General features: G+C 29.1%; 19 protein-coding genes, 9 tRNA genes, 1 other RNA gene and 1 other annotated feature. Of the genes, 26 read left to right on the top strand and 3 right to left on the bottom strand.

Annotation, left to right across the window (positions count from 1 at the left end; all coding sequences use genetic code 11):
* The first annotated feature begins 77 nt into the window (after positions 1-77).
* The 14 genes from ABDZ93_RS18260 to ABDZ93_RS18195 all read left to right on the top strand — a co-directional run bounded on the left by ABDZ93_RS18260 (position 78) and on the right by ABDZ93_RS18195 (position 10,916).
* Positions 78-154, top strand: a tRNA-Ile gene (locus ABDZ93_RS18260).
* A 5-nt stretch (positions 155-159) separates the two neighbouring features.
* Positions 160-235, top strand: a tRNA-Ala gene (locus tag ABDZ93_RS18255).
* Between the two features lie 106 nt (positions 236-341).
* On the top strand, positions 342-845 hold the full coding sequence (locus ABDZ93_RS18250) for an HDIG domain-containing metalloprotein (protein ID WP_343827945.1): 504 nt from the start codon (positions 342-344) through the stop codon (positions 843-845).
* 131 nt (positions 846-976) lie between these two features.
* Positions 977-1,495 carry a transcription repressor NadR gene (locus tag ABDZ93_RS18245; RefSeq protein ID WP_343827944.1) on the top strand — a complete coding sequence of 173 codons (519 nt, stop codon included), beginning with the start codon at positions 977-979 and terminating at the stop codon, positions 1,493-1,495.
* Positions 1,496-1,514: 19 nt separating this feature from the next.
* The gene (locus ABDZ93_RS18240) at positions 1,515-4,235 is read left to right on the top strand and encodes a UPF0182 family membrane protein (RefSeq protein WP_343827943.1); all 2,721 of its coding nucleotides are present in this window, start codon (positions 1,515-1,517) and stop codon (positions 4,233-4,235) included.
* Positions 4,236-4,347: 112 nt separating this feature from the next.
* A complete protein-coding gene (locus ABDZ93_RS18235; protein WP_343827942.1) occupies positions 4,348-5,739 on the top strand; it encodes an FAD-dependent oxidoreductase in 1,392 nt (463 codons plus the stop codon).
* A gap of 11 nt (positions 5,740-5,750) precedes the next feature.
* Positions 5,751-5,987, top strand: coding sequence for a DUF1667 domain-containing protein (locus tag ABDZ93_RS18230; protein WP_343827941.1), 237 nt, complete (start codon positions 5,751-5,753; stop codon positions 5,985-5,987).
* A 58-nt stretch (positions 5,988-6,045) separates the two neighbouring features.
* Positions 6,046-6,248, top strand: a binding site (T-box leader).
* 66 nt (positions 6,249-6,314) lie between these two features.
* Positions 6,315-7,595 (top strand): serine--tRNA ligase, encoded by a 1,281-nt coding sequence (serS, locus tag ABDZ93_RS18225; RefSeq protein ID WP_343827940.1) that lies wholly within the window; start codon positions 6,315-6,317, stop codon positions 7,593-7,595.
* An 88-nt stretch (positions 7,596-7,683) separates the two neighbouring features.
* Positions 7,684-7,774, top strand: a tRNA-Ser gene (locus ABDZ93_RS18220).
* A gap of 12 nt (positions 7,775-7,786) precedes the next feature.
* A tRNA-Ser gene (locus ABDZ93_RS18215) sits at positions 7,787-7,877 on the top strand.
* 61 nt (positions 7,878-7,938) lie between these two features.
* Positions 7,939-8,029: transfer RNA gene (locus tag ABDZ93_RS18210), tRNA-Ser, on the top strand.
* Positions 8,030-8,043: 14 nt separating this feature from the next.
* Positions 8,044-8,134, top strand: a tRNA-Ser gene (locus tag ABDZ93_RS18205).
* 151 nt (positions 8,135-8,285) lie between these two features.
* Positions 8,286-8,360, top strand: a tRNA-Arg gene (locus tag ABDZ93_RS18200).
* Positions 8,361-8,627: 267 nt separating this feature from the next.
* Positions 8,628-10,916 (top strand): methyl-accepting chemotaxis protein, encoded by a 2,289-nt coding sequence (locus ABDZ93_RS18195; RefSeq protein WP_343827939.1) that lies wholly within the window; start codon positions 8,628-8,630, stop codon positions 10,914-10,916.
* Between the two features lie 16 nt (positions 10,917-10,932).
* Here the strand turns inward: ABDZ93_RS18195 and ABDZ93_RS18190 are convergent, their stop codons facing one another.
* Both ABDZ93_RS18190 and ABDZ93_RS18185 read right to left on the bottom strand, forming a co-directional pair.
* Complete coding sequence (locus tag ABDZ93_RS18190) at positions 10,933-11,820, bottom strand: phosphatidylserine decarboxylase (protein ID WP_343827938.1); 888 nt, start codon at positions 11,818-11,820, stop codon at positions 10,933-10,935.
* Positions 11,821-11,961: 141 nt separating this feature from the next.
* Entirely contained in the window at positions 11,962-13,350 is a 1,389-nt protein-coding gene (locus ABDZ93_RS18185; protein WP_343827937.1) for a pyruvate carboxylase subunit B, read from the bottom strand.
* Between the two features lie 297 nt (positions 13,351-13,647).
* Between ABDZ93_RS18185 and ABDZ93_RS18180 the strand changes: the two genes are divergently transcribed.
* From ABDZ93_RS18180 to lgt, 4 genes are all read left to right on the top strand, one after another.
* Positions 13,648-13,724 (top strand) — tRNA-Arg (locus ABDZ93_RS18180).
* A gap of 62 nt (positions 13,725-13,786) precedes the next feature.
* Positions 13,787-14,239 carry a nucleoside deaminase gene (locus tag ABDZ93_RS18175; protein ID WP_343827936.1) on the top strand — a complete coding sequence of 151 codons (453 nt, stop codon included), beginning with the start codon at positions 13,787-13,789 and terminating at the stop codon, positions 14,237-14,239.
* Between the two features lie 2 nt (positions 14,240-14,241).
* Complete coding sequence (locus ABDZ93_RS18170) at positions 14,242-14,466, top strand: (2Fe-2S)-binding protein (protein ID WP_343827935.1); 225 nt, start codon at positions 14,242-14,244, stop codon at positions 14,464-14,466.
* 49 nt (positions 14,467-14,515) lie between these two features.
* The gene (gene lgt / locus ABDZ93_RS18165) at positions 14,516-15,292 is read left to right on the top strand and encodes a prolipoprotein diacylglyceryl transferase (RefSeq protein ID WP_343827934.1); all 777 of its coding nucleotides are present in this window, start codon (positions 14,516-14,518) and stop codon (positions 15,290-15,292) included.
* A gap of 112 nt (positions 15,293-15,404) precedes the next feature.
* Here the strand turns inward: lgt and ABDZ93_RS18160 are convergent, their stop codons facing one another.
* The gene (locus ABDZ93_RS18160) at positions 15,405-16,103 is read right to left on the bottom strand and encodes a TIGR00266 family protein (protein WP_343827933.1); all 699 of its coding nucleotides are present in this window, start codon (positions 16,101-16,103) and stop codon (positions 15,405-15,407) included.
* A 171-nt stretch (positions 16,104-16,274) separates the two neighbouring features.
* On the opposite strand from ABDZ93_RS18160, the gene ABDZ93_RS18155 reads away from it, so the two are divergent.
* From ABDZ93_RS18155 to ABDZ93_RS18120, 8 genes are all read left to right on the top strand, one after another.
* Positions 16,275-16,364, top strand: a tRNA-Ser gene (locus tag ABDZ93_RS18155).
* A 2-nt stretch (positions 16,365-16,366) separates the two neighbouring features.
* Positions 16,367-16,632, top strand: an RNA gene (gene ffs / locus ABDZ93_RS18150) — signal recognition particle sRNA large type.
* A 292-nt stretch (positions 16,633-16,924) separates the two neighbouring features.
* Positions 16,925-18,565, top strand: coding sequence for a DNA polymerase III subunit gamma/tau (gene dnaX / locus ABDZ93_RS18145; RefSeq protein ID WP_343827932.1), 1,641 nt, complete (start codon positions 16,925-16,927; stop codon positions 18,563-18,565).
* A gap of 90 nt (positions 18,566-18,655) precedes the next feature.
* Positions 18,656-18,994: a YbaB/EbfC family nucleoid-associated protein gene (locus ABDZ93_RS18140; RefSeq protein WP_343827931.1), complete on the top strand. Its 339-nt coding sequence runs from the start codon at positions 18,656-18,658 to the stop codon at positions 18,992-18,994.
* Positions 18,995-19,008: 14 nt separating this feature from the next.
* Positions 19,009-19,605, top strand: a complete 597-nt coding sequence (gene recR / locus ABDZ93_RS18135) for a recombination mediator RecR (protein ID WP_343827930.1) — start codon at positions 19,009-19,011, stop codon at positions 19,603-19,605.
* 142 nt (positions 19,606-19,747) lie between these two features.
* The gene (locus ABDZ93_RS18130) at positions 19,748-20,029 is read left to right on the top strand and encodes a DUF2508 family protein (protein ID WP_343827929.1); all 282 of its coding nucleotides are present in this window, start codon (positions 19,748-19,750) and stop codon (positions 20,027-20,029) included.
* A gap of 63 nt (positions 20,030-20,092) precedes the next feature.
* Entirely contained in the window at positions 20,093-20,347 is a 255-nt protein-coding gene (locus ABDZ93_RS18125) for a pro-sigmaK processing inhibitor BofA family protein (protein ID WP_343827928.1), read from the top strand.
* Positions 20,348-20,490: 143 nt separating this feature from the next.
* Positions 20,491-22,185 (top strand): M3 family oligoendopeptidase, encoded by a 1,695-nt coding sequence (locus ABDZ93_RS18120; RefSeq protein WP_343827927.1) that lies wholly within the window; start codon positions 20,491-20,493, stop codon positions 22,183-22,185.
* Positions 22,186-22,763: the final 578 nt, after the last annotated feature.

Below are 22,763 nucleotides of genomic sequence, written 5' to 3'. Positions count from 1 at the left end.
ACGAAGGTTAAGCATCAAGAGGCCGATAGTACTGCATGGGAAGCTGTGTGGGAGGGTAGGTTGTTGCCAGGTCATTTGGATCTTTAGCTCAGTTGGTTAGAGCAACCGGCTCATAACCGGTAGGTCCGGGGTTCGAGTCCCTGAAGGTCCACCATATTTGGGGGTATAGCTCAGTTGGGAGAGCACCTGCCTTGCACGCAGGGGGTCAAGGGTTCGAATCCCTTTATCTCCACCAAAAGCAATCTAAATAGATTGCTTTTTTTTTATATTTGCATTACTTAATCAATTATTATATTATTATTTTAATTAAATAAATTCATTATAAAGATGGAGTAATTAGTATGAATAGAGTTAAGCAATTTATTAATTGTATATTTGCAAAAATAACTAAAAAAGATGTTAAGTTTATTAACGACTATTTAGATGAGTATGAAAAGAATTTACTATATAAACTTCCAGTTTATGATGTGAAACATTCAGTTAATGTAGCTAGAGAGATATATATAAATGAATCTGAAGAGGAAATTAAAAAAAATAATCTCAATTATAAAGAGGTTGTAAAATCAGCTATATTACATGATGTAGGTAAAGTCCACATGCCTCTAAATCCAGTAGATAAATCTATTTTAGTATTACTAAATCATTTTACAAAAACGAAAATAAAGAGATACAGTGATAGAAATTCTAAGATATATATTTTTTTTAATCATGGAGAAGAAGGATATAAAATTTTAAAAGAAAAAGGATATAATAAAGAATTTTTAAATGTTATAAGAAATCATCATAATTATAAAGTACAAAATAAATGGCTAGATATTTTACGAAAGTATGATGATAGAAATTAAACATATAACTAATAAAAGTTAAATAATTAAAATAAATATTTAATAATAAAAGAAAAAAATACAATAATATACAGAGGTATATGATATACTATTATTTAAATAATATATATTGTATATACACGGAGGGGATTATGACAAGTGTAGAAAGAAGAGAAAAAATAAAAAATTTATTAATACAATCTCAGGAGCCTATAAAAGGTCAGATATTAGCAGAAATGTTTGAAGTTACTCGTCAAATTATAGTGAAGGATATAGCTATTATAAGAGCTGAGGGGGTGGATATCATATCTACACCAAAAGGATATATGGCTTTAAAGGAGAATATCAATAGCATAAAGAAAGTTATAGCTGTTAATCATGGAAGGGAAGAAGTAAAAAATGAGCTTGAGACTATTGTTAAATATGGTGCAATTGTAGAAGATGTAATAGTTGAACATCCTCTTTATGGAGAAATACGAGCTATGCTTATGCTTAAAAATATGATGGACATCGAAAATTTTTATAGTAATTTTAAGCAGTATGAAGCTGAGCCCTTAAGCGCATTAACAAATGGAGTTCATCTTCATACTATAATATGTGAAAATGATAGAGTTTTATCAAATATAATAGCGGAATTAAATAAAAAAGGGTTTTTAATTAAGGAATTATAAAAAAAGGGGTGTGAATGGTTTGAAGAAAAAAGCTATAGGTATTATAGTTGCTACTATAATAATTATATTGTTTTTAGCCATTGCTGGAATAAATATAATAGTTGATTATCAATGGTTTAGTGAATTGGGATATCTTTCAATTTATTTTACTAAGTTATTATCTATATTAAAACTAATGCTTCCTACATTTTTAGTAATGTTTATAGGCATAACATTATATTACAAAAGCTTAATACCTAATATTAGAAAGTTAAAAAAGATAGTGGAAGTTGATAAAATTAAGGAGAAAAAAAGATTTAAAATCTTTTTAGGAATAAATTTTATTGTATCCGTATTCTTTTCTTTTAGTTTTGCAAATATATATTGGTACAAGATATTAGAATTTACCAACTCTACAAAATTTAATGTTAATGATCCTATATTTAATAAGGATATATCATTTTTTACATTTAAATTACCTTTAATAGAATCTTTATATAGTAGTATGATTTCATTATTAGTTTTACTTGTAATAGCTACCTTTGTAATTTATATTCTTTTAAATGCTAGGGATAAAATTAATAATCATTTTGATAGATCAGTTAAGGTTGTAAATTTTAAATCTATGACTAGTGGTATAACAAGTTTTGCAGGAAAACAACTTGCCGTAATAGCTGCATTACTTATGTTGGTTATATCTTTAGGATATATGATAAAAGGATGGAACTTAGCATATTCTCCAAGGGGTATAGTCTTTGGAGCAAGTTATACAGATGTAAACGTATCTTTAAAGTTCTATAAAGTGATTTCTATAGTTTCAATTATTTTTGCTGTATTAATATTCTTAAGTATAATGTTTAAAAAAGTTAAACCAATAATATTTTCAGTAATAGTAGTATTTGTACTAATGATTGGGGAAAATGTTGCAGCAGGAGTTATCCAACAATTTATTGTTAATTCCAATGAAAAAACTTTGGAAAAACCTTATATTGCCAAGAATATAGAATATACTAATATGGCTTATAATATTGATGAAATTGATGAAAATAATTTTGAAATAAAGAATGATTTGGATGCTGCAGGTATAAAAGAAAACAAAGATATAGTTGAAAATATCAAGGTTAATTCATATAGACCTGCTTTAGAATTTTATAATCAATTTCAATATATAAGATATTATTATAAATTCAATGATATAGATATTGATAGATATAATATTAATGGAAATTATAATCAAGTATTTATAGCACCAAGAGAAATTGATTTTGAAAAGTTAGATGAAAACTCTATAACATGGCAAAATCGACATTTATCATATACTCATGGATATGGTGTTGTTATGAGTAAAGTTAACTCAGTAACAAGTGAAGGACAACCAGATTTCATTATGAGTAATATACCTATTGAAAATGAAACTGACATTTCATTAGAGAATCCAAGAATATATTTTGGGGAGAATACTAATGATTATAGTATAGTAAATACTAAATTAGGAGAAATTGATTATCCAGTAGGAGGTGAAAATGCCACTAATAATTATGATGGTAAAGCTGGTATATCAATGAATTACCTAAACAGAATTATATTTGCTATAAAAGAGCAAAATAGCAAATTTTTATTATCTCAGGATATAACTAATGACAGTAAAATTTTACTTCATAGAAATATAGTAGAAAGAGTTAATAAAATTGCACCTTTTTTAAGATATGATAAAGACCCCTATGTAGTTATAAACAATGATAGACTTTATTGGGTTATAGATGCATATACTGTAAGTGATAAGTTTCCATTTTCACAGCCTATGGGAGATATAAATTATATTAGAAATTCAGTTAAAGTTGTAGTTGATGCATATGATGGAACAACTAAATTTTATATAACAGATAATACAGACCCTATAGTTTCAACATATGCCAAGATATTTCCTAAGTTATTTACAGACTTAAGTACTTTACCTGATGAAATTAAATCTCACTTTAAATATCCGCAAGATTTATTTGCAATTCAGTGTGCAATGTTATCTAAGTACCATGTTTCAGATCCAGGAGTTTTCTATAATGGGGATGATGTATGGTCTATAGCTAGTGATGTAGCTACAATTGAGGGTGATGAAGTAAAATCAGAAGCTTCATATGTTACTACTAAATTAGCTGGAGAAGATAAAGAAGAGATGGTTATTTTAGAGTATTTTAATACTAAAGGTAGAGATAATATGGTTGGTATGTTTGGTGTTAGAATGGATGGAGATAATTATGGTAAAATGTTTTTATATAAATTTCCAACTGGAGGAACAGTATATAGTCCAATGTTATTTAAACAAAAAATAAACCAGGACCCAGAGATATCTAAACAATTATCTCTTTGGGATACTAAGGGCTCTCAGGTTCAATTTGGGGAAGTTTTAATAATACCAATAGGAAACTCCTTGTTATATGTAGAACCTCTTTATTTGAGAGCTGCTGGTGAAAATAGTATACCAGAAATGAAAAATGTTATAGTCGGCTATGGAGATAAACTAGTACTTGAAAAAGATATTGGAACTGCTATTACAAAGATGTTTAATATAGAGGATGGTAAAAATAACACTAATAATGTAGGTACAGAAAATAATGGTCAAGAAGGAAAGGTGAATTCTGATTATTTAGAAAAGCTAAAAGAAGCATATACAAATGCTATTGAATCTCAAAAAAATGGCGACTGGTCAAAGTATGGTGAGTATATAAATGAAATAGGAAAACTAATTGACGAATTATCAAAATAAGTTTATATAAATAACATGACTAGCCGCTCTAAAGCTTTCGTAGTAAAATGGAAGATAGAGTGGCTAGAATAATTATATAAAGTAATATTAGCATGCATATGTGGAGGAAATTATGGATTATGATGTATTGATATTAGGTGGAGGAATCATAGGTTGCGCTATAGCTTATGAATTATCAAAATATAACCTTAATATTGCAGTTATAGAAAAAGATTATGATATATGTAATGATACACCTTCTATAAACACAGCGACAATATATGATGGACTAGAATGTGAGGATGAATTATCATCTAAGCTTATTAGAAAAGGAAATTTATTAATGGAGGAGTATGCATCAAGATTTAAAGTTCCATATAAAAGGTGTGGAACTTTATATATAGCAAGAAATGAGTTTCAGGCTAAAAGCATTGATAAAATGTATGAAAGAGCTAAAGCAAAAAAAATTGATGATGTAAAACTTCTTATAGGAAAAGAAATATTGAAACATGAACCTAATATAGAAGGAAATATAATAAAGTCAATATATATACCTAATACAGGGGTAATAAGCTCATATGATTTAGCCTTAGCTTATGGTGAAATTGCTTTTGATAATGGAGTGAATTTTAGATTACAAGAAGAGGTTGAATCTATAAATAGTATAAATAAAGGATTCAAAATAAAAACAAATAAAAATAAATTCACTTGTAAGATAGTTATTGATACAACTAAAGATAAAAATCTACAATTAGTTAATGAAAACAATAAAGAAGATGGCAAAGGAAAATATTTAAAATATGTAGTTATTGATAAGTCTTATGAAAAATTATATTCTAACATAGTTTTTGATGTAAGAGAAAATGAAAGAATATATATAAGACCTACAATTAACAATGAAATGATAGGGGCTTATAGTAGCTATAAAAATGTTCACTACGACAAAGTGATTGAAAAGATAAAACCTCTTACTAAAGAAATTAGTGAAAATGACATAAAAGTAGTAAGGGATTGGCGACTTTTTGATGAACCTGTTAATATACAAGATGATATAATTAATAGTGGATATATAAACATTAAGGTTAATCATTATGCTAAAGTTACTATAACTCCATATTTAGCTTTGAATATATCGAAGTTAGTAATCGAAAAATTAAATTGTAAATTTAAAAAGGATTTTAATGATAAGAGAAGAGAATATTTTAAATTTAAAAATCTGTCAAATGAAGAAAGAAATAAAATTATTAGATTAGATAGTAAGTATGGACGTATTATATGTCAATGTGAAAAGGTTAGCGAAGGAGAGATTGTAGACTCTATTAGAAGACCTTTAGGAGCTAGAACAGTAACAGGGGTAAAAAGAAGAACAGGAGCTGGATTTGGAAGTTGTGATGGGTGTTATTGCAAGGATAAAATAATTGAAATTTTGGCAAGAGAAATGGATAAAAGAGTTACAGAAGTGGTTAATAATTCAAAGGATTCAACCATTTTATTATCAAGAATAAAAGAATTTGATGAGATGTGAGGTAATAAAAAGTGAAGGATAAGGATATATTAACAACTATAGTGAGAGTAAAAGGATCTCCAGAGTGTAGGGTAGTTTCAGTAAAAAGTAGCGAACCTATAGATAAAAGTTTATGGCTTGAATGTTCTAAGTGTTTAAGTAGAATATATGTGGGGCCGCAGACATCAGAAGGTGATGTTATATGTAAGAATATACTTAATACAGGTGTAGATATTGTATGTACTAAATATACTTACAAAAACGAATAATTATATTGACAAAAAATATGTTAGGGAATAATATAGACATATATTTAGTGTAATAAATTATAAACCGTTGAAGAGAATAGTAGTAGTAATTATATATGTAAGAGAGTCAGTGTTTGGTGTAAACTGATATATATAATATTATGAATCCACCTCTGAGGGACTGTGATGAGCAGTACGGCATTAAGTTTGTCGTTAAATTTTCGAGTGGAATAATTAATTTTATTCAATTAGGGTGGTAACACGGAGTCTTTCGTCCCTTAGGTGGGATGAAAGGCTTTTTTATTTATATAAAAATATAATTACAAGAAAAGGGTAGGAGGAATAATAATGATAGACTTAAAGAAAATAAGAAATAATCCAGATGAAATTAAAGTTAAAATGGAAAATAGAGGAGAAAGCTTTGATTTATCTCTTATAGATGAAGTTGTAGAGCTTGATCAAAAGAGACGTAATATATTAATTGAAGTAGAGGAATTAAAAAATAAACGAAATATAACTTCAGCAGAAATTCCTAAATTAAAAAAACAAGGTATAGATGTATCAGAAACTATGAAAGAAATGAAACAACTTTCAGATACAATAAAGAATTTTGATGTGGATTTAAATGAAATAGATGAAAGAATAGAATATATAATAATGAGAATACCTAATATACCTCATGATTCAGTTCCAAATGGTAGTGATGATGAGGATAATGTTGAAATTAAAAAGTGGGGAGAGATAAGAAAGTTTGATTTTGATCCTAAAGAACACTGGACTATAGGTACAGAAAATAACTTATTAGATTTTGAAAGAGCAGGTAAAATTACAGGATCTAGATTTACTGTTTACAAGGGGCTTGGAGCAAGATTAGAAAGAGCATTAATAAACTATTTCCTAGATACTCATACTGGTGAAAATGGATATGATGAAATACTTCCTCCATATATGGTTAATAGAAGTAGTATGACTGGAACTGGGCAGTTACCTAAGTTTGAAGAAGATGCTTTTAAAGTTAGTGATACAGATTACTTTTTAATACCAACAGCAGAAGTTCCAGTAACAAATATTTATAGAGATGAAATACTGGAAGGAGATAAACTTCCAATAAAATATGCAGCATATAGTGCATGTTTTAGATCAGAAGCTGGTTCTGCTGGAAGAGATACTAGAGGCTTAATTAGACAACATCAGTTTAACAAAGTAGAGCTAGTTAAATTTACGAAAGAAGAAGAATCATATGATGAACTTAATAAATTGGTTCAGGATGCAGAAAGTGTATTACAAGGGTTAGGACTTCCATATAGAATTGTAAAAATATGCAGAGGAGATTTAGGATTTACTGCTGCTTTAAAGTATGACATAGAAGTCTGGATGCCAAGTTACAATAAGTATGTAGAAATATCAAGTTGTAGTAATTTTGAAGATTTCCAAGCAAGACGTGCTAATATAAAATATAAAGATGATCCCAAAGCTAAACCTAAATTTGTTCATACAGTAAATGGTTCAGGTGTTGCTATAGGAAGAGCTTTAGCTGCAGTCCTTGAGAATTATCAAAATGCAGATGGAAGTGTTACAGTACCAGAGGTATTAAGAACATACATGGGGCGTGAAAAAATAACAAAATAAAAATATATTTTTAGAATTTATATAAAGTTTTTTAAAAATATTGTTGACACAAGGGCTATTTCTTGATAAAATAACCCTTGTAGGAAATGGAGAGATGGTCGAGTTGGTTTAAGGCACCGGTCTTGAAAACCGGCGTACGTGTGAGCGTACCTAGGGTTCGAATCCCTATCTCTCCGCCATATTTTTAAATTGGAGAAATACTCAAGTGGCTGAAGAGGCGCCCCTGCTAAGGGCGTAGGTCGGGTAACCGTCGCGAGGGTTCAAATCCCTCTTTCTCCGCCATTTAAAAATAACCTATAAAAATTAAATAAGTAAAATCATAGTATGATTTTAATAATTCTACGGAGAGATGGTCGAGTTGGTTTAAGGCACCGGTCTTGAAAACCGGCGTACGTGTGAGCGTACCTAGGGTTCGAATCCCTATCTCTCCGCCATTTTTTTATTTTTTGGAGAAATACTCAAGTGGCTGAAGAGGCGCCCCTGCTAAGGGCGTAGGTCGGGCAACCGTCGCGAGGGTTCAAATCCCTCTTTCTCCGCCAAAAATATTAACAAACCTGATTCTTAATGATTTACTTAAGAATCAGGTTTATTGTTTTTTATGATTTAATAAGATGCAACTAAATTAAAAAATAATTATTGAAATCATGAAGATTCTATGTTATTATGTAATAGTTATTTAAATAACCTTTTGGGGTGTTAGTTAAATGGATATAACATACGGCTACGGACCGTATATTGCGGGTTCGATTCCTACACACCCTGCCATATTTAGTCATTGCAAGTAATTTGCAATGACTTTTTTTATAAATATTTACTATTAGATATGATAAATTTCGACTTTAAATATAAAAAATATCATATCTAATAAATATATATCAGATTATATGTATGTAAACTATTATGTGATTTAACTAATTTGATTATAGATAAATATATTTAATATTAGTTACATAATATGTGTAATGTATATATAGTATAAACTCTTGTATACGATAATTATTATATAAATTATTAATATATGGGGGTATATTTATGATTAAAAGGAAGTCTGATAAGACTTTAAAAAAAAGGAAACATAGCTCATTTAATTTAAAAAGTACATCTAAAAATATAAGCAAAAGTATTAAGAATGCATTCAGCAAGATTACAATTAGACATAAAGACTTAATCGGTAAAAAAATTAAAAATAGCAATAAAATAGATAAAGATAAAATTGATGATATAAGTAACAATATAAATAGTATAAAATCAACAGCTAAGGTTTATAAAGAAGGAAAATTACAAGTTGAAGGAACTAGTGTTAAAAGAAAAATATTAATTAGTATGATAGGACTTACCATAGTATCAATGGTAACAACTAGTACAATTATGTACATAAATTCCTCAAAGACGATTTCAAGTCAGAGTATAGAAAATATGGAGGACATAACTACATCATCTATACAAACTATATCTGTTATGATGGATAAAGTGACTAATGAGGCTTTTGCTCTATCAAATTCTAAGGATAATCTTAATGTCTTATTAAATTATGATCAGAAAAAAAATAGTAAAGAAGATGTTAAAAATATAAATGAAAGCTTTAAGTCATATATATCTGCCAATAAGCATGTAGACAGAATATCGTTAGTTAGCACTGCAGGTGATATAGTAGCTGATAGTGAAGAATCTTTAGTTGGATCTAATGAAGTTGATAATTCTTATCATAGTACTAGTTCTAGTGGGGGGAAGTGGATAAGTAATACTATTAAATCTGTTGCAGGGGATAAAGGAGTTTTAGTATTTACGTATCCTGTATTAGATGAAGCTAACTATAGTAAATGTGTAGGATATATAGCATTACATGTATATGCTGAGAGTTTTTCTACTTATATTGAAAATATAAAGATTGGTGAGATAGAAAGCAGTTATGCATATCTTATTGATGAAACTGGAAATATAATTTACCATCCCAATAAAGAGAAAATTGGACAAACAATAGATATCCCTGAAATAAAGGTTATAGTAGATAAGGCTATGAAAGGAAGTAATGTAGAGGTAGGATCTGTAGAATATAAGATAAATGGAAATAAAGTAATGTCATCTTATGGATTAGTTCCTAGAACAAACTGGACTATGGTTATAGATGCTGGTAGTAATGAAATAAGAAAACCGGTAATGGCAATGGTTAAACAAATAGCATTAATAGCATTAGCTATAGTTATTATAGGTTCTATTATAATAATGGTGATGGCCAATGTAATTATAAATCCTATAGTAACGGTTGCAGCTTTGGTTAATAAAACAGCTAAGTTAGATTTAACTAATGATAATTTAGCTATAATTAAGTCTAAGGACGAAATAGGTCTTATATATAGATCTATTATAAATATGAGGGAAGTGTTAAGGGAAGTTGTTGGAGAGATTGCGATAACTACTGAAGTATTAACTAATAATGCTAATATAGTAGAAGAATCTACAGAGTCATTAAAAATTAAAGCTGATGAAACATTATTTGAAACTGAAAGTGTATCTTCTGGTATAGAAGAAACGTCAGCAACTTCTCAAGAAATTGCAGCATCTTCTACTGAAATGATTAAGAGTGTACAGAATATAGCGAATGAAGCACTAGAAGGGTATGAAATAACTAAGGATATTCTTAAGAGAGCTCAGGGCATAAAAGCTAGTGCTATAAAATCTAAAGAAAAATCAAATGATATTTATAATAGTGTAAAAAGTGAGTTAGAAGTGGCTATAACAAGTTCAAAGGAAGTTAAGCAAATTGATAAGTTAGCTGATTCTATACTTAAAATAACTCAACAAACTAATTTATTAGCTCTAAATGCTGCAATAGAAGCGGCTCGTGCAGGAGAGGCAGGAAGAGGATTCTCTGTAGTTGCGGATGAAGTTAGAAAGCTAGCAGAAGAGTCTGGTAAAACAGCAGCAGATATACAAAGAATAGTTAAGATAGTAAATAAATCTGTAGAAGAATTGGCACTAAGTGCAGGACGTATGAGCAATTTCATAGAACAACAAGTAATTAATGATTATGATAAAAATATAGAGCAAGGAGCTTTATACGAAAAAGATGCAGATCAATTCAATAACTTTATGAATGAATTTAGTAGTGAAGCAGCAGTGCTGAATCAAGCTATAGAAGGAATTGTTACTGCTATAGATGAGGTATCAGCAACAGTTACGGAGGGAGCTATGGGAGTATCATCTATATCATCTAAAACTATGGATATAGTAGGAAATATTGAGAGTATAAAGAATACTGCTATTGAAAACAAAGAAAATGCAGATAAATTAAATGATACTACACTTAAGTTTAAATTATAAAAATAGGAGTAAGAATTTAGATTCTTACTCCTATTTTTTCGCCCATATATACAGATGTCTCTACTCCTAAATTACTTTGATAACATATATCATCATCTAATTTTAATATATTTTTCTTTAGTATAACTATAACTGTTGAGCCACCAAACTTAAAATAACCTTTTTCATCTCCACGGTTAATTTTGGATGATGAAGAATAAGTTTGAATAATAGAACCAACAAAGGTAGCTCCTACCTCTATATAGATAACATCGTCAAAATTATCACTTTTTAAAATACTATACTCTCTTTTATTTTCTGACAATACCTTGCTTATATTTTCAAGAGCTACTGGATTAACTGAGTAGTATTTGCCTTTTATAAATGTAGACTTAGAACAAATTCCGGAATCAACAAAGTGAAATCTGTGATAATCAGTTGGACATAATCTAAATATTAGACAAGTACCATTAGAATAATTTTTACTTAAGTCTTCATTTTGGAATAACTCATTAAGGGTATATTTAAATCCTTTAACTGTAAAGCTGGAAGTCTCATCAATTTTTTCTATAGCTAAGAGTTTACCGTCACAGGGAGAAATAAATGATTTTTCATCTTTACAGATATTACGACTGCATTTTGAAAGCTTTCTATAAAAAAAGTCATTAAAAGAGCTATATTCATCTATGTTTTTTTCATATTCATCCATATTTATGTTGAATTTAGCTACAAAGGTTTGTATATATTTTTTACTGAATTTACTATCACAGCCTAATCCATAGAGCTTACTAAAGAATTTTCGACTTGCAATTTCAGGTAGAAAGGTTTTAGCAATAGAGTTACTATACATAAAATTAAGTATACCTCCACCAGCTACATTTTCTTTATAATAGGTCCTCTTTTTTCTATCATAGTACTTTATCATAAAATCATCTCCAGGTTTGCCTTAAATTTAACATAATGATATTATAACAGAAAATATATTATATATATAAATATATCTCCAATTAAGATATAACCATATACCTTAATTGGAGATATTTGAATAAATTTAATATTTTTTTATTTATATTACTTCGCTATTAGTTAGCTTTCTCATATCATCATTAGATGGCTTTTCACTTCTCTTTTTAAAGAACTCTTCAGCTATTTGTGGGAAAGCTAAGTAAGAAAGAACATCTTCTTCACTGGTTGTTATATCTTTGAGTTTTTCTTTTGTCTTTTGGAAAGCTGGTTCTAAAGTATCAGCATATCTTCCTTCAATAGGAGCATCATTTCCAAGAGCTTTTTTAAGAACTTCTTCGTTTATTTTACCAGGAGCTTTACCATATTCTCCTCTGCAATAAGCTTTAACTTCTTTAAGAACCATTTTATATCTTTCACCAGTTAATACATTAACTGTAGCTTGAGTTCCAACCATTTGGCTCATTGGAGTAACAAGTGGAGGGAATCCTAAGTCTTCTCTTACTTTAGGAACTTCTGCAAGAACTGCATCAAGTTTATCAATAGAGTTTTGAGCTTTAAGTTGAGAAATCATATTAGATAACATTCCTCCAGGTATTTGGTTTGTAAGTCCTTCAGGTTGAGGCGTTAATACCTTTGGATCTAGTAATCCAGCTTCTAAAACTTTTGCTCTAACTGGTTTAAAGAAATTATTTATTTGAGTTAATGTATCTACATTAAGACCAGTAGTAAATCCAGCAGTTTTTAGTGCATGATGCATAGATTCTGTTGGAGGCTGAGATGTACCACTAGAGAATGAAGAAATTGAACAGTCAATTCCATCTACACCAGCTTCTGCAGCTTTAAAATAAGCCATTTCAGCAATACCATTTGTGCTATGAGAGTGTAAAAATACTGGAATTTTAACAGTTTCCTTTATACTCTTAACTATGTCATATGCTATAGAAGGCATTATAAGGCCAGCCATATCCTTTATGCAAATAGAGTTTGCTCCCATATTTTCAAGTTGTTTTGCTAGTTTAGTATAGTTTTTAACATCATGGATTGGACTTACAGTATAAACTATAGTTCCTTGTGCATGAGCACCTTGCTTTATAGTTTCATTCATAGCAACTTCTATATTAGCAAAGTCATTTAATGCATCAAATATTCTTATTATATCCATACCGTGGTAAACAGACATTTTAATAAATTCTCTAACAACATCATCTGGATAGTGTTTATATCCTAAAATATTTTGACCTCTTAATAACATTTGAAGAGGAGTTTTAGTAACTATTTTTTTTATGTTCTTTAATCTTTCCCATGGGTCTTCATTTAAATATCTTAAGCAAGAGTCAAAGGTTGCTCCCCCCCAACACTCTAATGAATAATATCCTGCATCATCTAAATCTTTAAGAATAGGTGCAAAATCTTCAAAAGGAAGTCTTGTTGCAATAAGGGATTGATTCGCATCTCTGAGAACTGTTTCGGTTATATTAATCTTCTTCATTATAAAATCACCTCTGAATTTTTTGTTGCAAAATCACAATATATTAGTATTTTAACATAGATTTAAATAAAAATCTGCAATAAATCATTTATTTTTCTGACAAATATATAAAATTATAAATATTTTTATATTATGTGCATATAATCATAAAAATAATATATTCTATAGATATGTTATTTTTAAATAGTATATAGGGATTAATTGATTAACATTAATAGAAAAGATGCGTAGTAAAATATAGAAATTAATCTATTGACGAAGAATAAATATATTATTATAATAAAGATTAGATGATATGCGCCCGTAGCTCAGCAGGATAGAGCATCCCCCTCCTAAGGGGAAGGCCGGAGGTTCGACTCCTCTCGTGCGCACCAGAACTTAGTAAGGCTTGCTTTACTAAGTTTTTTTTATTATATATAATAAAGAGGAGTACATTATGGATAATTATTTTTTACAACAAGCAATTATCGAAGCTAAAATTGCAAAAAGTAAAAATGAAGTTCCTGTAGGAGCAGTAATAGTAAAAAACAATAAAATAATAGCTACAAGTCATAATACAAAGGAGAGTACCAAAGATCCTACTAATCATGCAGAAATAATTGCAATAAAAAAAGCTGCAGAGGGTATAGGAGATTGGAGGCTTAATGAATGTGATATGTATGTAACATTAGAACCATGTCCTATGTGCGCTGGAGCTATTGTTCAAAGTAGAATAAGAAGGTTATATATTGGAACCTTTGATCCTATAGGTGGAGGCTGTGGTTCAGTATTTAACATTACTCAAAGTGAAGATTTAAATCATTGGGTTAATGTTAATTGGCTTTATAATGAAGAATGTAGCAATTTGCTACAAGAGTTTTTTAAAGAAAAGAGAAAGGAGAAAATATAAATATGGATGAACAAGCAAAACAAGAAGCATTAAGGCAGGCAGTATTAGATAAGCATACTAAAGTTTGTATCTGTAGAGTAGTATCTAAAGCTGTTATAAAAAAAGCAATAGCAGATGGAGCTAAATCTTTTGAGGATGTAAAAAAGATAACAGGTGCCGGATCTGGAAGCTGTAAAGGTATGAGATGTAAACATAAGATAGAAGAACTATTAAAAGAATACAAATAATTATTTAAATAGATTATAATGAGATAAAAAGGAGTAAGGAGGGGAATATATGAATCCAGTAGCTATAAATATATTTGGTTTAGATATTATGTGGTATGGAGTTATAATATGTTCAGGTACCATGTTAGCACTTTTGTTAAGTCAGTATACTTGTAAGTTAAAAGGAATAAATTATGATGATGTTTTAACTATATTCTTGATTGCATTTCCAATATCTATAATAGGAGCAAGACTTTATTATGTACTATTTGAGTTTGGATATTATAAAGATAATTTAATGGATATCTTTAATACTAGACAAGGTGGCCTTGCTATTCATGGAGGAATAATTGCAGCTGTTATAGTTGTGTATATATGCACAAAGAGAATGAGAATAAAGTTTCCATCTGCACTAGATATGGCAGCACCATGTATTATATTGGCCCAAGCAATTGGAAGATGGGGAAATTTCTTTAATCAAGAGGCACATGGTGGACCTGTAACAAAAGCTTTTATAAGTAAATTTCCAGAGTTTATTCAAAGAGGTATGCTTATAAATGGAACTTACTATCATCCTACCTTTTTATATGAATCAATTTGGGATTTAGGAGTATTCTTTATATTATTCTATATGTTACACAAAGTTAAAAAGGATGGAGTTGTATTCTTAACTTATATAGGATTATATTCTATGGGAAGATTTTTCATAGAAGGACTTAGAACAGACAGCTTAATGATGTTTGGACTTAGAACAGCTCAAATTGTAAGTATCATAGGAGTACTTATATGTGTTGTGGGATTAATAATAATATATAGGAAAAAGGATAATACAATTACACATATTTAAAAAAATTAAACCTTTTAGATAATAAATATTCATTATCTAAAAGGTTATTTTTTATTTTACACTATAAGTAGATATTTTAAATATACTACTATGAGTTTCAAATTTTATAGAATTAATCTCTCATATTAGTACCACCGGTATTAAGATAAAAAGATAATTTACCAGCTAAATTTTGAAGAGGCATAGTTTGTAGGTATACTTTCCCAGGGCCAGTTAGTGTTGTTAAAAATAAACCTTCACCACCAAAGAATATGTTTTTAAGTCCTTTAACCATTTCTATATCAAAATTTACGCTTGGTTCAAAAGCAGCTACATGACCAGTATCTACTTTTATTCTTTCTCCAGGATTTAAGTTAAGTTCTTCAACATGACCATCAAATTCTAAAAGAACTGTTCCAGGACCAGTTATTCTTTGAAGAATAAAACCCTCGCCACCAAATAAACCACTAGAGAGCCTTTTTCTAAAATGAATATTAAGGCCTACAGAATTTTCAGCTGCTATGAAAGCACCTTTTTGACAAATTATAGATTCATTAGGCTGAAGTTCTTTAGCCATTATTCTACCTGGTACAGAACATGGAAAGGCTATTTTGCCTACATTTCCTGAGCAAGTAAAGGTGTTTAAAAATAAGCTTTCTCCGGACAGAGATCTTCCAATACTTTTAAATAGGCCACCTTTCATGTTAGAATCCATGATTATATTGTCACTCATCCAGCCCATAGCCCCTGATTCAGAGACGATTTTATCTCCACTATTTAGGTAACAGATAGCTACTGGCATAGATCCACCTTTAATTTCATAATTAATCATAAACAACTACCTCCATTCATAATATTTTATGATAAATATATGTACATTATTAATTTAAATTGAAAAGATTATTAGCTTTAATAAAAATTATACTATAATTGGTATAAATTTTAAAACAAATTTTACTTGAAAGTAATGATTTTAAATAGTATAATAATGAATACATGATATGGAGAGATGTCCGAGAGGTCGAAGGAGCACGCCTGGAAAGCGTGTATAGGGGCAACTCTATCAGGGGTTCGAATCCCCTTCTCTCCGCCATGTCGTACTAGATGGGGAGTTAGCGGTGCCCTGTAACCTGCAATCCGCTACAGCAGGATTGAATTCCTTGCTGAGGTATCAATTTGTATGGTCTGGCCTATATAAGTGGCGTTGATAGCTGGGTCCCACGCAATGGAAACTCATGAACCTCGTCAGGTCTGGAAGGAAGCAGCGATAAGTGAGACCTTCCATGTGCCGTGGATCAACCTGGTTTGAGTTAACTGTATAGGTAACGCATATAAATTGATTATCGAAGCAAGGTGTACGGCTTTATTTTTTATTTGAGATGTTAAAGACATCTTTTTTTTTATACTTTTTTAAGCAAATTATTTGGAATATAAATTAAATGATTTAACTAATATTGAAATTTTTTTAGAATAACTAGATATATATAATTGATTACTTAATATAAGTTAGTAAAGAATATAGAATATAGATAGGATAAGTATTATAATAAATAGGATAAGTATAATTTTAAATTATAATAGGCGGTAATTAAGTTATATTGTAGGTTTATATATTGATTTACTTATAAATTTTAATGTAAGGAGTGAGGATACATGGGGTATAAAGCACTTTATAGAGAATGGAGACCTAAAAAGTTTAGCGATGTAGTTGGACAGCAACATATAACTACAACACTTAAAAATGCCATAAAAAGCGATAGGATAGCTCATGCATACTTACTATGCGGAACTAGAGGAACAGGTAAAACCTCAACAGCAAAGATACTTGCAAAGGCAATAAACTGTTTAAATCCTATAGATGGTGAACCATGTAATGAATGTGAAATGTGTAAAAGCATAAATCAAGGTACTGCTATAGATGTAACAGAATTAGATGCGGCATCTCACAATAGTGTTGATAATATAAGGGATATAATAGATGATGTTCAATATCCACCACAGGAGGCTAAATATAAGGTATTTATCATAGATGAGGTTCATATGCTATCCATTGGTGCAGTTAATGCATTTCTTAAGACTTTAGAAGAACCACCAAGTAAAGTTATATTTATATTAGCAACTACAGATCCTCAAAAGCTTCCAATAACAATATTGTCAAGATGTCAAAGGTTTGATTTTAAGAGAATAAGTAGTGAAAATATATTTTTAAGATTAAAACAAATAACTGATTCATTATCAGTAAATATTGAAGAAAGCAGCTTAAGGCTATTATCTAGAATGTGTGATGGAGCAATGAGAGATGCTTTATCCATATTAGATCAAGCTATATCAATAAACAATGTAGTTAGATATGAGGATTTAGTAGATATGTTAGGAATAACTACTAATGATAGTATGGTTGCTATAGTAGATAATGTTATAAATAGAGATACAGAAGGATGCATAAGAGTAGTAAATAAATTAATATTGGATGGAAAAGATATTAACTTGTTAATTAGAGATTTGATTACTCATATGAGAAATCTATTAATGATAAATGTAAGTAATAATTTAGAAGATGTATTGGATATGTCTATTGAAAACATAGAAAGTATAAAAAATCAAAGTACTAGAATCAGAGTAGAAGAAATCATGAGATGTATTAATATACTTCAAGAAGCAGAGGATAGCTCTAAGGGTACAAAGCAGGCTAGAATATATTTAGAACTAGCAATAATAAAGATGTGTAAGATAAAATATGATACTTCTATGGAAACTATATTAGCTAGACTAAATAGATTAGAAGATAAAATTGCATCTGGAAATATCACAGTACAAAGTGCAGTGGGAGAAGTTAAGGAAATAAGACCAGAAATAAATCCAACTTTAACTAAAACTAAAACTGAAACAAATAAACCAGTAGAATTTAATAATGAAAATATAGAATTACCAATATCAGCTGGAGAAAGTAAGCTAAATGTTGAAATTATTAGAAAGTCTTTTAAAGATATTCAAAATATCCTTAAACAAAGAAATAACATAGTATTAGCTACAGCTTTAATGATGGGAAAAATTCAGAAATTCAAAAATGGAGTTATTACTGTTGGTTTTTCAAAGGAATATAATTTTCATAAACAAAGACTTGAAAGAGAGGAATATAGAAAGACTATTAATGATATATTCTCAGAAGTATTAAATGAAAAGGTCCATGTTACTTATGAAATAGAAAATGATAATACAAATAGCGAAATTAATAAAGAAAAAATGTTATCAGATATATTTCCCGAGGCATTAGTGGAAATATGTGATGAATAAAATTTAAAGGTTTTAATAAAGTTGTGGTTACATTATAATATAATATTATATACTAGTTATAATGAAATATAATTTTTAGGAGGTATTACAATGGCAAAAGGCGGATTTCCAGGAATGGGTGGAAATATGAATAACTTAATGAAGCAAGCACAAAAACTACAAAAACAAATGGAGGAAGCTCAGAAAGATCTAGAAACTAAAGAGTTTGAAGCATCTGTTGGTGGTGGAGCTGTAACAGTAAGAGTATCTGGTAAAAAAGAATTAAAAGATATAGTAATTAAACCAGAAGTAGTTGATCCAGATGACGTAGAAATGTTACAAGATTTAGTTTTAACAGCTGTAAATGAAGCTTTAAAGAAAGCAGAAGAAGAAACTAATTCATCTATGGGAAAACTAACTGGTGGACTTAACATACCAGGAATGTTTTAGTAGGGGTGACTAATTTGGATTTTTATCCTATAGCTATAGAAAAACTGATTGAGGAATTTGGAAAACTACCTGGGATAGGAAGTAAAACTGCTCAAAGACTTACATTGCATGTTTTAAATCTTCCTAAGGAAGAGGTTGAAGAATTTGCCAATGCACTAGTAAAGGCAAGAGGTACAATAAAATATTGTTCAATATGTGGAAATTTTACTGATAGCGATCCATGTGCTATATGCTCAAATCCTAACAGAGACAAAAGCACAATATGTGTAATCGAACAACCTAAAGATATAATGACCATTGAAAAAGTTAGAGAATTTAATGGTGTATATCATGTACTTCATGGCACAATATCTCCAATGCAGGGTAGGGGACCAGATGACATAAAGTTAAAAGAATTGATAACTAGGGTTAATAATGATTTAAAGGAAATCATTGTAGCAACAAATCCTAACATAGAAGGTGAAGCTACTGCCATGTATATATCAAAAATACTAAAACCTTTTGGAGTTAAAGTTACAAGAATAGCTCATGGAATTCCAGTAGGTGGAGATTTAGAATATGCAGATGAAGTTACCTTATCTAAAGCCCTAGAAGGTAGAAAAGAAATATAATTGATTTATTCAGGAGACTTGTGAGGATAGCAGATATATTTTCACTCGTCTTTCTTTATATGATTTTCATTTCAAATAACAAGTATACCATATCCATTATATGTCAATTATATATATAAGTATATATAATGGAGGTATTATTATGAATAGAAATAAGATAATAGAGATTATACTAGCTAAGAATACTTATACACCTGAGCAATGTGAAATAATAAGAGGAATACAGGATTCAATAACGGAAATTGAAGTTGCTAGAAGTTGCTTTAATAATGTTAGTGATAAAAATTTAATAGATATATCTATCCATAAAGAAGATGAAGCTAAAGCTAAATATGTATATTTTCTAACCCAAGCCAAAAAAAACAGAATAACAGTGAGTGTTGATTGTATGATAGAGGAGTTAAATTATTGCAATAAGTGGTAATATAAAGTTAATTGACTAATAAATTTATTAATAGAGAAAATTATATTATAGGGGGAATAGAAAATGCCAAACATTATATTTTTTATAATAGCTATAGTTGCAATATTTATAATTGGAAAAATATTTGCATGGCCACTAAAAATACTAATAAACTTAATTATTAACGGAATAGCTGGTGGTATATTATTGTGGTTAATAAATTTAGTAGGCGGAAACTTTGGATTAGTAATACCTATTAATGCAGTAACAGCTCTTATAGCTGGAATACTTGGTATACCAGGGGTGTTATTCTTAATAATATTGAATTATCTTAGATAGCAGAAGAGTATAAGAACTTTGTTCTTATACTCTTTTATGTACTAAAAACAATGTTTATATGTAATAAAAGAGAAAAAATAAAAAATGTATTTACATAATATTTTTAAAATGGTAGAATTTACTTATCAAATGGGGGTGTATGTATGGGATTTAATGAATTTAAGTACGAAAGACCAAATTATGAAAAAATAAAAGAAAAATTAATGAGTCTAATAGGTAAAATAAATGAGAGTAATAACATAATAGAGGTTAAAGAACTTATTAATGAAATTAATAATATTAGAAATGATATAAGTACTGTAAGTACTATAGCAAACATAAGATATAGTATAAACACTGAAGATGAATTCTATAGTAAGGAAAGAGAGTATTGGGATGAGTATGAACCTTTATACAACGAAATAAACTCAGAATTTTATAAAGTTATTGTAAATAATAAATTCAGATTAGAATTGGAAAAAGAATTTGGAAAGCAATTTTTTAGTATAGCAGAATATAATATAAAATCATTTTCTAAAGAGGTAATAAAAGATTTACAATTAGAAAATAAACTATCTTCAGAGTATAGTAAACTTATAGCTTCAGCTAAAATTATGTTTGAAGGTGAAGAAAGAAACTTATCTGGTTTAACTCCATTTATATTGTCAGAAGACAGAGATATGAGAAGACGTGCTAGTGAAGCTAAGTATAAGTTCTTTACAGATAATGAAGCAGAAATAGATAGAATATATGATGATATGGTTAAAGTTAGAACTACCATATCACATAAACTTGAATTTAAAAACTTTGTAGAGCTTGGATATGTAAGGATGTTAAGGACTGACTACAATTCAGAAATGGTAAGTAAATTTAGAGAACAGGTTAAAGATTGTATAGTACCTATTGCTAATAAACTATATAAAAGACAAGGTGAAAGATTAGGGTTAGATCAACTTAAATACTATGATGAAAAGTTTGAATTTTTAACTGGAAATGCTAAACCTAAAGGAAATCCAGATTGGATAGTTAATAATGGTATAAAGATGTACTCTGAACTTTCAACGGAAACTAAAGAATTTTTTAATTTTATGATAGAAAATGATTTAATGGATTTAGTTACTAAAAAGGGTAAGGAAGGTGGAGGATATTGTACTTATATACCAAATTATCAAGCACCTTTCATATTCTCTAACTTTAATGGAACTTCAGGAGATGTAGATGTATTGACACATGAAGCTGGTCATGCTTTTCAATGTTATAGAAGTAGATGGATTACTATACCAGAGTGTAATTTCCCAACTAATGAGAGTTGCGAGATTCACTCAATGAGCATGGAGTTCTTCACTTGGCCATGGATGAACCTTTTCTTTGAAGATGAAGAAGCTAAATATAAATACTCTCATTTAGGAGATGCTATTAAATTTATTCCTTATGGTGTAACAGTAGATGAATTCCAGCACTTTGTATATGAGAATCCAGATGCTACACCAGAAGAAAGGAAAAATGCATGGAGAAATATTGAGAAAAAATACCTACCTCATAAAAACTATGCAGAATGTGACTTCTTAGAAAGAGGTGGATGGTGGTTCCAACAGGCGCATATATTTAATAGTCCATTCTATTATATAGATTATACATTAGCTCAAATATGTGCTCTTCAGTTTTGGAAAAAAGATCAAGATAATCATGAACAAGCATGGGAAGAGTATTTAAGGTTATGTAATGTTGGTGGTACAATGTCATTTGTAAATCTAGTTAAATATGCTAATTTAATTTCACCATTTGAAGATGGATGTGTAAGCTCAGTAACTGGTGAAATAGATAAATACTTGGAAAATATAGATGATAAAAAGCTTTAATAGCAAATTAAATGATGTAGAGATAAATACTATCTCTACATCATTTTTTTATATGATAAGGTGTTATCTTAGGTAAGTATATAATTTTTGAAAAGAAAAATCGCTGGAGTTACTATATAATATGGGATCATTTTACATGACAAAATATATAAATATTTATATAGGATTATAGCTATATAGGGTAATATTTATATAAGAAACTATTTAAATAGTTGTTCTATTCATGCAGGTTTCAAGGTGTTGCTGTTTTAATAATTGGATTAAATATATTGAAAAGTGAAGAAATAACAATGATATTGTTAGTGGATTTAACTAGAATAAAAAGTTAAATTAATATATGGTATTTTAAATAAATAGTAAAAACGATAGAATATAAACTAATACTTTACCTAGTGTATCAACATTAGAAAAACTTAGTATTTTAATGAAAGTAGAAGATATATAAGGATAGTTGTACATAAAAAGAATATTAGGTGGTTTTTGCAAGAATAAATCATGATAAGATAAGTCTTGTCGCTGAGAGATGCGGCAACAAACGACAAGAAATTAAGAAAAAAACTTCTTAAAAAAATGTTGAC

Source organism: Clostridium subterminale (assembly GCF_039521425.1).
GTDB lineage: Bacteria > Bacillota > Clostridia > Clostridiales > Clostridiaceae > Clostridium_J > Clostridium_J subterminale.
The sequence above is the reverse complement of the archived record's forward strand: the minus strand, read 5'-3'. Positions and strand labels throughout refer to the sequence as shown.

What these genes read in the sequence shown, in the direction of transcription:
- ABDZ93_RS18130 (WP_343827929.1), top strand. Translation starts at nt 19,748, where the DNA reads ATGAATAGAAATAAGATAATAGAGATTATACTAGCTAAGAATACTTAT.
- ABDZ93_RS18245 (WP_343827944.1), top strand. Translation starts at nt 977, where the DNA reads ATGACAAGTGTAGAAAGAAGAGAAAAAATAAAAAATTTATTAATACAA.
- ABDZ93_RS18190 (WP_343827938.1), bottom strand. Translation starts at nt 11,820, where the DNA reads ATGATAAAGTACTATGATAGAAAAAAGAGGACCTATTATAAAGAAAAT.
- dnaX (WP_343827932.1), top strand. Translation starts at nt 16,925, where the DNA reads ATGGGGTATAAAGCACTTTATAGAGAATGGAGACCTAAAAAGTTTAGC.
- ABDZ93_RS18235 (WP_343827942.1), top strand. Translation starts at nt 4,348, where the DNA reads ATGGATTATGATGTATTGATATTAGGTGGAGGAATCATAGGTTGCGCT.
- ABDZ93_RS18250 (WP_343827945.1), top strand. Translation starts at nt 342, where the DNA reads ATGAATAGAGTTAAGCAATTTATTAATTGTATATTTGCAAAAATAACT.
- ABDZ93_RS18140 (WP_343827931.1), top strand. Translation starts at nt 18,656, where the DNA reads ATGGCAAAAGGCGGATTTCCAGGAATGGGTGGAAATATGAATAACTTA.
- ABDZ93_RS18120 (WP_343827927.1), top strand. Translation starts at nt 20,491, where the DNA reads ATGGGATTTAATGAATTTAAGTACGAAAGACCAAATTATGAAAAAATA.
- lgt (WP_343827934.1), top strand. Translation starts at nt 14,516, where the DNA reads ATGAATCCAGTAGCTATAAATATATTTGGTTTAGATATTATGTGGTAT.
- ABDZ93_RS18160 (WP_343827933.1), bottom strand. Translation starts at nt 16,103, where the DNA reads ATGATTAATTATGAAATTAAAGGTGGATCTATGCCAGTAGCTATCTGT.
- serS (WP_343827940.1), top strand. Translation starts at nt 6,315, where the DNA reads ATGATAGACTTAAAGAAAATAAGAAATAATCCAGATGAAATTAAAGTT.
- ABDZ93_RS18185 (WP_343827937.1), bottom strand. Translation starts at nt 13,350, where the DNA reads ATGAAGAAGATTAATATAACCGAAACAGTTCTCAGAGATGCGAATCAA.
- ABDZ93_RS18195 (WP_343827939.1), top strand. Translation starts at nt 8,628, where the DNA reads ATGATTAAAAGGAAGTCTGATAAGACTTTAAAAAAAAGGAAACATAGC.
- ABDZ93_RS18125 (WP_343827928.1), top strand. Translation starts at nt 20,093, where the DNA reads ATGCCAAACATTATATTTTTTATAATAGCTATAGTTGCAATATTTATA.
- ABDZ93_RS18175 (WP_343827936.1), top strand. Translation starts at nt 13,787, where the DNA reads ATGGATAATTATTTTTTACAACAAGCAATTATCGAAGCTAAAATTGCA.
- ABDZ93_RS18170 (WP_343827935.1), top strand. Translation starts at nt 14,242, where the DNA reads ATGGATGAACAAGCAAAACAAGAAGCATTAAGGCAGGCAGTATTAGAT.